10 protein-coding genes are annotated in these 12,246 nt (G+C 58.2%); 2 read left to right on the top strand and 8 right to left on the bottom strand.

What is annotated here, in order from left to right; all coding sequences use genetic code 11:
* Positions 1-20 precede the first annotated feature (20 nt).
* From ACUTSW_RS16230 to ascF, 4 genes are all read right to left on the bottom strand, one after another.
* The gene (locus ACUTSW_RS16230) at positions 21-1,136 is read right to left on the bottom strand and encodes an HNH endonuclease (RefSeq protein WP_445584871.1); all 1,116 of its coding nucleotides are present in this window, start codon (positions 1,134-1,136) and stop codon (positions 21-23) included.
* A 257-nt stretch (positions 1,137-1,393) separates the two neighbouring features.
* A complete protein-coding gene (locus ACUTSW_RS16225) occupies positions 1,394-1,720 on the bottom strand; it encodes a hypothetical protein (RefSeq protein ID WP_445584870.1) in 327 nt (108 codons plus the stop codon).
* Between the two features lie 359 nt (positions 1,721-2,079).
* Positions 2,080-3,510 carry a 6-phospho-beta-glucosidase gene (locus ACUTSW_RS16220; RefSeq protein WP_445584869.1) on the bottom strand — a complete coding sequence of 477 codons (1,431 nt, stop codon included), beginning with the start codon at positions 3,508-3,510 and terminating at the stop codon, positions 2,080-2,082.
* Positions 3,511-3,660: 150 nt separating this feature from the next.
* Complete coding sequence (gene ascF, locus ACUTSW_RS16215) at positions 3,661-5,106, bottom strand: PTS cellobiose/arbutin/salicin transporter subunit IIBC (RefSeq protein WP_445584868.1); 1,446 nt, start codon at positions 5,104-5,106, stop codon at positions 3,661-3,663.
* 285 nt (positions 5,107-5,391) lie between these two features.
* Here ascF and ACUTSW_RS16210 point away from each other — a divergent pair, with 285 nt between their 5' ends.
* Positions 5,392-6,426, top strand: coding sequence for a LacI family DNA-binding transcriptional regulator (locus ACUTSW_RS16210; RefSeq protein ID WP_445584867.1), 1,035 nt, complete (start codon positions 5,392-5,394; stop codon positions 6,424-6,426).
* Here ACUTSW_RS16210 and ACUTSW_RS16205 read toward each other — a convergent pair.
* Positions 6,423-7,190, bottom strand: a complete 768-nt coding sequence (locus ACUTSW_RS16205) for an AraC family transcriptional regulator (RefSeq protein ID WP_445584866.1) — start codon at positions 7,188-7,190, stop codon at positions 6,423-6,425. The two genes, ACUTSW_RS16210 and ACUTSW_RS16205, sit on opposite strands and share 4 nt — an antisense overlap.
* Before the next feature lie 104 nt (positions 7,191-7,294).
* On the opposite strand from ACUTSW_RS16205, the gene ACUTSW_RS16200 reads away from it, so the two are divergent.
* Positions 7,295-8,500: an MFS transporter gene (locus tag ACUTSW_RS16200; RefSeq protein ID WP_445584865.1), complete on the top strand. Its 1,206-nt coding sequence runs from the start codon at positions 7,295-7,297 to the stop codon at positions 8,498-8,500.
* On the opposite strand, the gene yjiA is transcribed toward ACUTSW_RS16200, so the two are convergent.
* The 3 genes from yjiA to ACUTSW_RS16185 all read right to left on the bottom strand — a co-directional run bounded on the left by yjiA (position 8,442) and on the right by ACUTSW_RS16185 (position 12,001).
* On the bottom strand, positions 8,442-9,404 hold the full coding sequence (gene yjiA, locus ACUTSW_RS16195) for a GTPase (protein ID WP_126527443.1): 963 nt from the start codon (positions 9,402-9,404) through the stop codon (positions 8,442-8,444). The two genes, ACUTSW_RS16200 and yjiA, sit on opposite strands and share 59 nt — an antisense overlap.
* A gap of 22 nt (positions 9,405-9,426) precedes the next feature.
* Positions 9,427-9,630 (bottom strand): YbdD/YjiX family protein, encoded by a 204-nt coding sequence (locus tag ACUTSW_RS16190; protein WP_004953088.1) that lies wholly within the window; start codon positions 9,628-9,630, stop codon positions 9,427-9,429.
* A 190-nt stretch (positions 9,631-9,820) separates the two neighbouring features.
* Positions 9,821-12,001, bottom strand: a complete 2,181-nt coding sequence (locus tag ACUTSW_RS16185; protein WP_445584864.1) for a carbon starvation CstA family protein — start codon at positions 11,999-12,001, stop codon at positions 9,821-9,823.
* Positions 12,002-12,246: the final 245 nt, after the last annotated feature.

The raw sequence follows: 12,246 nt of genomic DNA, 5'->3' as shown, positions 1-12,246 counted from the left end.
GCAGGGTTTTTAAACAATAGCTATATAAAATCAGCCTCTTTCAATTCCAACTTAGCCATAAGCTTTTTGTTAACGTCCATCCCATCAGCCCCGCTGTGTATCCGACGATGGCATGTAGGGCAGATGGCACCAACCCATTGCGGGTGGTCGGGGCCTTCATCGGCTAGGCGTTTTGTGTGATGAGGTTCCAAGTAGGGTTCGCCATTCTTTTTCTTGAACGGCGCGGGTTTATCGCAGGACTCACAGATGCCATTGGCGCGTTGCAGCACGTATTTTTTCACGTCTTCGCTGCGCTTGAACCAAGATCTTTTATTATCACTCTCTTGTCGCTGGCCCGTCATCATTGATGATGTTATCGCCTTCGCACGCAACTGCTCGATCGTTTCTTTCTTTTGGTCGATTTCTGGCGAGGTGATGTCATTGTCAATTTCTTGAGTGGAAGATACCGGGAATAAGTTAAAAATTATCCCTTGTCTCATGTTTTTTTCGGTATCTATACATTGAGTGTAATTCCAACTGTCGCACTCAAACAAGCCAACAAGTTTTACACCCGCTTTTTTCTTGTATTCAAATAAAAGAATGTCCCGACCATTCTCTTTATGATCTCGGATGTGTTTATTACCGTTAGTGAACTCCATATTACCGTTTTGGCCCTCTCCCGTGTAGGAGAAGTGGTCATCGGTAGACCATCCGTCTTTGTATCCATGAGTTTCACCCGCTTCGCCAGTGAAAATGAAAATAACGGGGAATTCTTTTGGTGTTGATATCCCGCCTTGCTCTTGTCCACCGTAGAGGTCGTGGATCGCCTTGCGTTTGTAAATCTCGTCTTTTACTAAGTGCTCAAGAGGATGAGGTATTTCTACTACCTCGAAGCCAAGTTTTTTAAACTCTTGGATGACCGTTTCTAGATTAACGTTAAATTTTATTTTATCTGAAGGTTCCCCAAGTTGGAGAATATAAGCTGCCGTGGCAATCCCATTAATATCGTAAAGGGATTTATTATGACGGATCTTGTATTTTCTTGTTTTTTCAACTTTGTAATTTTTCAGGAAAATACCATAACCTTGATTGTTATATTCCTTGATTGCGTCTAAAACAGCATTCTTTGAAGACAACATCGCTATCTTAATAGTCAAAACATCCCCCTCTCATTGCAGAACAGGTTCTGGGCAATGCGTGGGCTTACTGCCAGTAGGCGGTGGCCATACGTCGTCATCCAGCAGTTAGCTCATCGATTTATCGAATGCGTTAACTATGCCAGGCCAGGGGGAAAATGCCTACCTTAGTGAATGTATTTATCGTGATATGTAATCGAAATCTATGGGATTTTCTGGAGGGGATAAGAACGGCACTAAACTAATACCGTCCTTATTATTATCATTTCTGTCTATCTTTAACCTGCCAGCTCCTGGCACTCCATCTCCCGCAGTGCGCGGCCATAAAGGTTGCACAGGGCGGGCACCAAGTGAGCCGTAGCATTGAGGTAGTGATTCAGCTGTTCCCAGCCGGCGTCATCGGTTTGCGGATGCTTTTGCAGGAGGTTGCCGCATAACATCAGGCCATGACATAACCCTTCGGCCTGTTCGGCGGAGAGTGCGGCTAAGTCTAAGAGCTGTGATGAGTCTAAGGTGCTGAGATCAAGCTGGTTGAACAGTTGGCGATAGAGGGGGAGGGTGCTTGGCGTTGTTTCAGATGTGTTCGTTGGGGATGTGTTTTCCATATCGGTCATTTCCATTGGGGGAGAAATACCGCTACCAGAAGAGACGCTAAACTCGGGGTGGTAGCTCGAGCGGCGTTAGCGTAACCGGCCCCAACGGATCCCGGCCTTCCCGGAGGAAGCACCACCCGAGCCACCATTGTTTGGGTGCGCATCGGCATGCCCGAATTTATACCATATTCGAGCAGGGTTGGGGGATTCGGAACGCTAACTCCGGCTGCGGATTGTGCCGCAGCCAGGAGACTATAGCGCTGGCAGAAAGGCGAAAAAATAGCCTGTATGGAATTACAGGGGCTTACTGCAAAGTCTGGAATCCAGCTCGCAACTATCGCCCTTAGCGGCTCTTACTGCCGCCAACCCCATCACCCCAAATCCGCTCCATTACTCGCAATCACCTTCTTGTACCACCAGAAGGATTTCTTGCGTGTGCGGGCGAGGGTGCCGTTGCCGTGGTCGTCGCGGTCGACGTAAACAAAGCCGTAGCGCTTGCTCATTTCCCCGGTCGAGGCCGCCACCAGGTCTATGCAGCCCCAGGTGGTGTAGCCGATCACCGGCACGCCGTCGGCGATGGCATCGGCCATGGCGCGGATGTGCTCCCGCAGGTAGCTGATGCGGTAATCGTCCTCTATCTCGCCTGCGGCATTGAACTCATCGTGTGCGCCCAGGCCGTTTTCCACCAGGAACAGCGGTTTTTGGTAACGGTCGTACATCATGTTCATGGTGATGCGTAAACCCAGCGGGTCGATGCCCCAGCCCCAGTCGCTGCGCGGCACGTGCGGGTTCGGCAGCGATTTCACCACGTTGGCGGCGCTGCTGTTGTTGTCGTTCATATCGGCAGAGGCGCAGCGCGAGGCGTAATAGCTGAAAGAGACAAAATCGACCGTGTTCTTCAGGATCTCGGCGTCGCCTTCCTCCATCGCGATGCGCACGCCTTTCTCGCGGAACACCCTGGCAGAGTAAGAGGGGTAAGCGCCACGGGCCTGCACGTCGATAAAGAACAGGTTCTCGCGGTCTTTCTCCAGCGCGGCCCACACGTCTTCCGGCTTGCTGGACCAGGGGTAGAAATTGCCGCCCGCCAGCATGCAGCCCACCTGGTTGGCGGGGTTCACCTCATGCGCAATGCGCGTCGCCAGCGCACTGGCCACCAGTTCATGGTGCGCGGCCTGGTATTTCACCTGCTCGGGGTTTTCGTCGGCCTCGAACACCAGCCCGGCGCCGGAGAACGGGCTGTGCAGCAGAATGTTGATCTCATTGAAGGTGAGCCAGTACTTCACCAGCCCGTCGAAGGCTTCGAAGCAGGTGCGGGCATAGCGGGTGAAAAACGCCACCATCTTGCGGTTGCGCCAAGAGCCGTATTCGGTCACCAGGTGCATCGGCACGTCGAAATGGCACAGGGTGACCAGCGGCTCGATGCCGTATTTGCGGCACTCCTCAAACAGCGCGCGGTAGAAGGCAATGCCCTGCGGGTTGGGCGTCAGCTCGTTGCCGTTCGGGTAAAGCCGGCTCCAGGCGATGGAGGTGCGGAATACGCTAAAGCCCATCTCCGCCATCAGCGCGATGTCGTCGCGGTAGCGATGGTAAAAATCGATCGCGTCGTGGCTCGGGTAAAACTCGTCTTCGCGCAGGGTAAAGCGCTTCTCCAGGCCCAGCTTCACCGGCATGCGGTTGGCGCCATGCGGGATCATGTCGACCGTGGTCAGCCCTTTCCCGCCCTCCAGATAACCCCCTTCAGACTGGTTGGCGGCCAAGGCGCCGCCCCATAAAAACCCTTGCGGGAATGTTAAGTCAGACATGAAATCCTCAATAATTACCCGTCATACTTGAAGCTGCCTCTGTGTTGGCTGCGCCCGCACACCCCAGTCACTTAGCTGACTAAGCTCCTGGGGATGTACGGCCTTGCCGCCTGGATGCAACTCCAATTATCTAGGGTAAAAAATAGTGTGTTAATGGGTCGCGTTAGCGGTATTCGCCGCAGGCGCAGTGGCCGCCGTTGGGGGCGCTTCGCTTTCCGGAATGTCTTCGAAGCCCAAAATCAGCGTGAGCACGAAAGACAGCACCACGGAAAGCACCATCACGCCGCCCACCCAGACAATGCTCATCGGGTTCGACGGGTCAAAAAACTGCACGCTGGTGAACAGGCCGGGCGAGGCCATCGAATGGCTGGCCAGCCCGCCGATACCGGCGACGGCACCGCAGACAAAGCCGCTGATCAGGCTGGCGATTAACGGCCGTTTAAGCCGCACCGCCACGCCATACAGCGCCGGTTCGGAAATCCCCGCCACTATGGCGGAGGCGGCAGCGGCCAGCGCGGTCTGGCGCAGTTCGCGGTTTTTGGTTTTGAACGCCACCGCCAGCGAAGAGCCGCCGAGCGACAGGTTGGCGCCGATCTCCGAAGGCATCACCATGCCTTCTTTGCCGGTTTCGGCGATGGTCTGAATAATGGTCGGGGTGAACACGCGGTGCATGCCGGTCATCACCAGTAGCGGCCAGATGGCGCCCATAATGGCGACGGAAAGCCAGCCCAAATAGCCGTGCACGGTGTACACCAGCGCCGAGATACCGCTGCCGATCCAGATGCCGAGCGGGCCGATCAACACAATCGCGATCGGCGCGGCAATCAGCACAATCAGCATCGGCTTGAGGAAGTTCTTGGTCACCGCCGGGGTGATGCGGTCAACCCAACGCTCGATATACGACAGGATCCAGGTCATCACCAGCGCCGGGATCACCGTATAGGTGTATTTCACCGCCGTCACCGGGATGTAGGCGAACTCCACGGCCTGGCCCTGCGCCGCTTTGGCCATCAGATCGATAAAGTTGGGGTGCAGCAGCACGCCGGCAATGGCGATCGCCAGCGACATGTTGGTTTTGAACTTCAGTGCCGCAGAGGCCGCGACCATCACCGGCAGGAAGAAGAACGCGCCGTCGCCGATCACGTTCAGGATGATCAGGGTCGAGGAGCCTTTTTCGAACACGCCGGCCATATCCAGCATCATCGCCAGCAGCTTCACCATCGAGCCGCCGATAATGGCGGGGATCAACGGCGACATGGTGCCCACCAGCGCATCGAGAATGCCGGCGCCAATGCCTTTCAGGGTGATTTTGCGTTTTGCGGGCGCGGCAGCGGGGGCGCTACCCGGCAGGCCGAGCGCCAGCACCGCCTGGTAGGCTTTCGATACCTCGTTGCCGATGATCACCTGGCACTGTTCGCCGCTGTGCACCACGCCCAGCACGCCATTAATCGCTTTGAGCGCGGGGGTGTCGATCAGCGCCTTGTCTTTAACAACGAATCTCAGGCGGGTCATGCAGTGCGTCACGGCGTCGATGTTGCCGGGGCCGCCCACCGCATTCACGATGGCCTGCGAGATCTCTGTGTAGTTCTTCGGCATGAAATATCGTCTCTTAAGATATGAATTCGGATTGCCCAAAGGCGAATTTTTACTGCCTGGGCGATCCGCCGTTCCATCTCAATGAAACGCCCATAAGAAACCGGTTTCACAAAATCATGAAGGTGTATTTTGCCGTTGGCAAGAACTATGATTTTTTGGTTTTTCGTTTCGTGAAGCTGGTCACTTTTAGATCAGGAGCGCTCGCACCGGCGGGCGTGAAAACATTTCAAACGGGGGGCGTCTTGGGTAGACTGCGCTCATCCAATGGATTTTGACGGCGCACAGATGGCAACAATACTTGAGGTGGCTAAAAAGGCCGGCGTTTCTAAGGCGACGGTGTCCCGCGTGTTGTCCGGCAGCGGCTATGTCAGCCCGGAGAAGCGCGCGCTGGTGGATAAAGCCATCGCCGAGACGGGTTATCGGCCCAACCTGCTGGCACGCAATCTGGCGACGAAAACCACTCAGACCATCGGGCTGGTGGTCACCAACACGCTGTACAGCGGTAACTACTTCAGCGAACTGATGTCTCAGTCCGCCCGCATCATGGAAGAAAATGGCCGTCAGCTGATCCTGGCGGACGGCAAGCACACCGCAGAAGAAGAAAAGGCCGCCATTCAATTCCTGCTGGATCTGCGCTGCGACGGGGTGATCATCTACCCGCGTTTTCTCTCCATCGCGCAAATGGACGAGATCATCTCCCAACACAAACAGCCGATCCTGGTCATCAACCGCCGCTTAAGGCTGAACGACAGCTACTGCATCTTCAGCGATCAGCACGCCACCAGTGCCGCAGCGGTGGCACACCTCATCCAACTGGGGCATCGCGATATTGCGTTCATCACCGGCTCGCTGGATTCGCCCACCGGGCTGGAGCGGCTCTCCGGCTACAAATCCGCGCTGGCGGAACAGGGCCTTGCGGTCAACAACGCGTTGATTGTCGAAGGCAAGTGGAATGCGCAAAGCGGCATGGCGGCGGTCGATGCGCTGCTGGCCGGCGGCCACGCGTTCAGCGCCATCGTCGCCAGCAACGACGAAATGGCCATTGGTGCCATGAAGCGGCTGGCGGAATGCCAAATCCCGGTGCCGTCCGCCGTGTCGGTGATAGGGTTCGACGATATCCCGCTGGCGCCTTACACCATTCCCTCGCTCTCCAGCATGAAAATGCCGGTGACCGAGATGATTAAGGAAACCATCAACCGCCTGGTATCGATGCTGGACGGCGGCGAGCTGAGCAAACGCCCGGCCTTCCCGGCGAGCCTGATCCTGCGCGATTCGGTGGCGGCGGGGCCGTATTTGTCGGCAGAGAAGGCGGGCCATTAACGGCGGATCAGCATATAGGCGCGCGGCGAGCTGCCGGTCATATTTTTAAAGAAGGTTGAGAAGGCGCTGTCGCTGGAGAATTCAAGCTTACCGGCGATATCCGACAGGCCGTATCCCTCCGCCAGCAGCTCGATGGCTTTGATCAAACGCCATTGCTGGCGCCACTGCTGGTAGCTCAATCCGGTCTCCTTGCGAAAGATGCGGCTGATGGTTTTCTCCGAAGCCCCACTGTAGCGCGCCAGCTCATTGAGCGGCGGCACCTCCTCCATGCCGGCTAGTTGCCGTAAGCGGCGGTCCTTGGGCAGCGGCAATAAGGTCGGTTCGCGCTGCGCATGCCGTATTTCGTCCAGGCATACGGCAAGAATATTGGCGCTGGGGCCGCTTTCCCACTGGGTGGCAAAGTCGGCGAGGGCGATCCGCTCCAGCACTTCCCGCAGCAAAGTAGAGGCCGACAGCACTTCCAGATGGGGCGAAAGGCCGGGGTAGCGCTGGTTGTCGAGATAAACCGAGCGATAGCCCGCCACGCCGGTAACCTGAACGCGGTGCACCACCTTGGGTGGGATCCAGGCAATGCGTGCCGGCGGCAGGAGGCAAATGCTTTCATTGAGTGTGATGCGCATACAGCCCCGCTGGCTGAACAGCAACTGCCCCATGTGGTGCCAGTGCGGCCCGGAATCATGCTGCGCCAGCTCGGCCGCAATGCCTAACACGCTATTGTTGATAGCATCGGGATCAAATTCGTCCTGTGCGCAGAGCCATGCCATAAATGTGTCCGATTTTATAAGTTTTTTGTCTTTTATATTGTAATTGGCAGGGTAGGGAAGGTGCTACTTTGTGGCCTACTTTCTTTTTGGAGACGGGATGTACCATGCAACGCAGACTGACCCTTACCCTGGCGACACTGATGATGATGTTTCCCCAGATTGTGGAAACAATCTATAGCCCGGCGCTCACGCACATTGCCGACGGTTTTCACGTCAGCGCGGAGGCCGCGGCGCAAACCCTGTCCTGTTACTTTTTCGCTTTTGCATTCGGGGTGGTCGTTTGGGGCCGTTTGTGTGACGTGATCGGCCGACGCCCCACCATTTTGGCCGGTCTGGCGCTGTATCTGCTGGCGTCGATCATCGCCATCTTCAGCACCGGCTTTACCCTGTTGTTGGTGGCAAGGGGGCTGGCGGCGTTTGGCGCGGCGGTGGGCTCGGTAGGCACCCAGACCGCCATTCGCGACCGGTTCGACGGCTATGAGCTGGCGCGCGTGTTTTCCGTGATGGGGATTGCGATGGCGGTCAGCCCCGCGGTGGGGGTACTGAGCGGTGCCCTGTTGACCCATTACTGGGGTTATCAGGGGGTGTTCGCCGGGCTGGCGGCGTTGGCCGCCTTGCTGCTGGCCTATGCCGCATGGCAGTTGCCGGAAACGCGCCCGGCGCAGGTGGTGAAAAGTTCTTTCTTCGGCACGTTTGGCCGCATGGCGAAAGACGGCGATATCTGGCGCAGCGCATGGCTGGTGGCCCTGTTCAACGTCTGCATGTTCAGCTATTACCAGCTGGCACCGTTTCGGTTTGAAGCGCTGGGCATTCCGCCGCAGTGGTTTGGCTATACCGGGTTGGTGCTGGCCGCCGGCGTCGGGATTGGCGCGGCAATCAACAAGTTTCTCATCGCCAAACAGTGGTTGTTTACGCCGCTGCTGATGCTGGCCTGCGTATTGGCGCTGATCGGCGGCGGCCTGGTGTTCCTGTTGGAGGATAAGCTGTGGTTCGTGCTGCCGATGATGCTGGTGGTGATGGCCTACGGCATCGCGATCCCCAATATTCTGGCGCGGGCACTGCGGAATTATAAGGATTGCATGGGCACAGCGGGCGCAATTCTTGGCCTGATGTATTACCTGATACTGGCGGCGGGGCTGGTGCTGGCCGGGATGGCGCAGCGGCCGGGCATCGTGCTGATGGCGAGCAGCGCCTGCGCGCTGCTGCTGGCGTGGACCGTCGTGCGCGGCGACAACCGTGCCGCATGCACTCTCAACCCAACGCCGCAAACCGTCCCCGGATCTCCTCCTCCGGCAAATCCACACCGATAAACACCAGCGTACTGCGCCGTTCTTCCTCGGGCAGCCACTCGCGGTCCCAGTCGGCGTTATACAGCCGTTGCACGCCCTGGAACAGCAGCCGGCGCGGTTCGTCCTTGATCGACAAAATGCCCTTGTAGCGCAGCAGACTGTCGGCGTATTCCAGCAGCAGGCCTTCCATCACTTCTGAAATCTGCATCAGTTCCAGCGGCTGGTCGTGGTACACCACGATCGACCGGATGTTGTTCTGCGGCTGCGGAATGCGGCGGAACAGCGGGGCGGGCGGCGTCAGGTTCAGCCTGTCGTTGAGCGTAAAGCCTTCGATACCGAACAGCAGGCTCAGGTCGATATCGCCGTGCGTCACGGTGTAAACCGGCGCGCGGGCGTTCATCAGCTGCAGGCGTTGGGTCAGCGCCTCGCAGTCCGGCGCTACGTCGGTTTTGGTCAGCAGAATGCGGTCGGCGTACCCCACCTGCGCCTGCGCGATGCTGAACTGGTTCAGTTGTTGGTCGGCGTGCGCGGCGTCCACCAGCGTGATGATGCCGTCCAGCAGGAAGCGTTCGCAAATGAGCTCGTGCGAGAAGAAGGTCTGGGTGATCGGGCCGGGGTCGGCCATGCCGGTGCATTCGATGATCAGCCGGTCGAACTCCAACTGGCCGCTGTCTACGCCGTCCAGCAGATCCAGCAGCGCGTCTGCCAGTTCGTTGGCTTTGCTGCAACAGATGCAGCCGTTGCTCAGGGTGGTGATGCGGCTGGCGCGGTCGCCGATCAGCGCGTTGTCGATCGGCACTTCGCCGAATTCGTTTTCGATAACCGCAATCTTGTAGCCGTGGTCGGCGTTCAGAATATGGCGCAGCAGGGTGGTTTTGCCTGCGCCCAAAAAGCCGGTCAAAATGGTGACGGCGATGGGTTTCATGTCGGGTCCTTATTGACTCAAATCAGCAGCAGCGCATGCCGCCTTTGCCGTCGCCGCCGTAGCGGGCCTGCTGGCGTTCGCGGAAAAACTCTTTATAGGTCATCACCGGCTTGTCCGGGTGGTTGTCTTTCATGTGCTGGACGTAGGTATCGTAATCGGGCACGCCCACTAACATGCGCGCCGCCTGCCCGAGATATTTCCCCGCCTGGCCGAGATTTCCGAACATGGCCTTCTCCCAAAAAATTACCCTGCGTACCCGTCGTCTTTCGAGCCGCAGCGGTGTTGGCTGCACTCACGAACCCCAGTCACTTACTTGTGTAAGCTCCTGGGGAGCGCTCATTTGCCGCCTTGCTGCGGCTCGAAATCCATTGGGTACTACTTAGCTTTCATTATGCAGGGTATCCGTTAAATCACCATCAGTGCTGCGGCGAAACTTTGACGTCCCCCTCAGTTACGCCGTGGGATGGCGCTTCTTCGGGCACCGGCACGTACGGCGTTTCCTGGTCGCTGCGGTTCGGGTTTTTATACGCCGCCATCGCGGTTTTCACCCCGTAGAAGATGATGCTGTACACCACCAGCAGGAACAGAATGCTCAGCCCGGCGTTGGTGTAGTTGTTCACCACGATATGCTGCATGTTCGCCACCTGTTGGGCGCTCAGCTCGGCGCCGCCCTCGGCGATTTTGCGTTTGTACTCGCCGGCCTGGAAGAAGAAGCCTTCCAACTGCGGGTTGTCGCTAAACAGCTTCAGGCCCAGCGCATAGGTGGTGCAAATCAGCAGCCACACCGCCGGCAGCACGGTGACCCAAATGTATTGGGTGCGCTTCATCTTGATCAGCACCACAGTGCCCAACACCAGCGCCACGGCCGCCAGCATCTGGTTGGAGATGCCGAACAGCGGCCACAGGCTCTTCACGCCGCCGAGCGGATCGACCACCCCTTGGTACAGCAGGTAGCCCCACAGCCCCACGCAACCGGCGGTGCCGACGATACCGGCCACCAGCGAGTCGGTTTTTTTCAGGAAGGGCGCAAAGTTGCCCAGCAAATCCTGCAGCATAAAGCGGCCGGAACGGGTGCCGGCGTCCAGCGCGGTCAGGATAAACAGCGCTTCGAACAGAATGCCGAAGTGATACCAGAAGCCCATATTGGCGCCAGGAATGATCTGGTGGAACACGTGGGCGATGCCCACCGCCAGCGTTGGCGCGCCACCGGCGCGGTTCAGCACCGAAGGCTCGCCGATGTCCTTGGCGGTTTGCAGGATCTGTTCCGGGCTGATGACGAAGCCCCAGGAACTGACGGTCGCCGCCGCGTGGGCGGTCACGTCTTTGAGCGACGCCATGATCATCGGCGCGTCTTCGGTGCCCAAACGGTGCAGGTCCGGCATGGTGATGCCCAATGCCGCCGGTGGGGTGTTCATGGCGAAGTACAGGCCCGGTTCGATGATCGAAGCCGCCACCAGCGCCATGATGGCGACGAAGGATTCCATCAGCATCGCGCCGTAACCGATAAAGCGCGCGTCTTTTTCATTGGCCAGCAGCTTCGGCGTGGTGCCGGAAGCGATCAACGCATGGAAACCGGAAACCGCGCCGCAGGCGATGGTGATGAACAGGAACGGGAACACCGAGCCTTTCCACACCGGGCCGGTGCCGTCGACAAACTGCGTCACCGCCGGCATTTTCAGCTCGGGGTTGAGGATCACGATGCCAATTGCCAGCCCGACAATCACGCCAATCTTCAGGAAGGTGGCCAGATAATCGCGCGGCGCCAGGATCAGCCACACCGGCAGCAGGGCGGAGACGAACGCATAGCCAATCAGCGTGAAGGTGATGGTGGTGTCTTTAAAGGTCAGCGCCGGGCCCCAGTACGGGTCCTGGGCGATCACGCCGCCGAACCAGATGGACGCCACCAGCAGCACAATGCCAATCACCGACACTTCACCCACCCGGCCGGGGCGCAGGAAGCGCATGTAAATGCCCATAAACAGCGCGATCGGCACGGTGGCGCAGACGGTGAACACGCCCCACGGGCTTTCCGCCAGGGCTTTCACCACGATCAGGGCCAGCACCGCCAGAATGATGATCATGATCAGGAAGCAGCCGAACAGCGCGATGGTGCCCGGCACCGGGCCCATTTCCTTTTTGATGATCTCGCCGAGTGAAGCGCCATTGCGGCGCGAGGAGATGAACAGCACCATAAAGTCCTGCACCGCCCCCGCCAGCACCACGCCGCCCAGCAGCCACAGCGTGCCGGGCAGGTAACCGACCTGTGCCGCCAGCACCGGGCCGACCAGCGGGCCTGCGCCGGCAATGGCGGCGAAGTGGTGGCCGAACAGCACGTTCTTGTTGGTCGGCACGTAGTTCAGGCCGTCGTTGTTGACCACCGCCGGGGTGGCGCGGAAGGCGTCCAGCTTCATCACCTTGGTGGCGATATACAGGCTGTAATACCGGTACGCCACCAGATACACCGCCACCGACGCGACGATGATCCACAGCGCACTGATGTGTTCGCCACGGCGCAGCGCAACCACGCCCAGGCAGGAAGCACCGAGTATCCCCAGTAGCATCCACGGAATGTGTTTTAAAATCCCCTCTCGGTTCATGAGGTGTCCTTAATATTCTAATCTGCAAAAAAATGAGTGAGTTAATCCGCTTATAAGATGTTTCAGGCGCGTGGCCGGGGTGCGAATAACGGTGGAGCCGTAGGTTTGGCAACAGCTCATCATTGCGGGTTAGGGAAAGGGAAGACATGTGAATTTCAGTCAGCGGTTCCCTGCGCTGGGCGAACGGTCGGAAATGCGGGGTGAGCGGTTGGGGCCGTGTTCGGGGTGAACGGCATCGGGCGCAG

It is taken from the genome of Serratia sp. TSA_198.1 (genome assembly GCF_052686505.1).
The sequence above is the reverse complement of the archived record's forward strand: the minus strand, read 5'-3'. Positions and strand labels throughout refer to the sequence as shown.

What these genes read in the sequence shown, in the direction of transcription:
- ACUTSW_RS16225 (WP_445584870.1), bottom strand. Translation starts at nt 1,720, where the DNA reads ATGGAAAACACATCCCCAACGAACACATCTGAAACAACGCCAAGCACC.
- ACUTSW_RS16220 (WP_445584869.1), bottom strand. Translation starts at nt 3,510, where the DNA reads ATGTCTGACTTAACATTCCCGCAAGGGTTTTTATGGGGCGGCGCCTTG.
- ascF (WP_445584868.1), bottom strand. Translation starts at nt 5,106, where the DNA reads ATGCCGAAGAACTACACAGAGATCTCGCAGGCCATCGTGAATGCGGTG.
- ACUTSW_RS16210 (WP_445584867.1), top strand. Translation starts at nt 5,392, where the DNA reads ATGGCAACAATACTTGAGGTGGCTAAAAAGGCCGGCGTTTCTAAGGCG.
- ACUTSW_RS16205 (WP_445584866.1), bottom strand. Translation starts at nt 7,190, where the DNA reads ATGGCATGGCTCTGCGCACAGGACGAATTTGATCCCGATGCTATCAAC.
- ACUTSW_RS16200 (WP_445584865.1), top strand. Translation starts at nt 7,295, where the DNA reads ATGCAACGCAGACTGACCCTTACCCTGGCGACACTGATGATGATGTTT.
- yjiA (WP_126527443.1), bottom strand. Translation starts at nt 9,404, where the DNA reads ATGAAACCCATCGCCGTCACCATTTTGACCGGCTTTTTGGGCGCAGGC.
- ACUTSW_RS16190 (WP_004953088.1), bottom strand. Translation starts at nt 9,630, where the DNA reads ATGTTCGGAAATCTCGGCCAGGCGGGGAAATATCTCGGGCAGGCGGCG.
- ACUTSW_RS16185 (WP_445584864.1), bottom strand. Translation starts at nt 12,001, where the DNA reads ATGAACCGAGAGGGGATTTTAAAACACATTCCGTGGATGCTACTGGGG.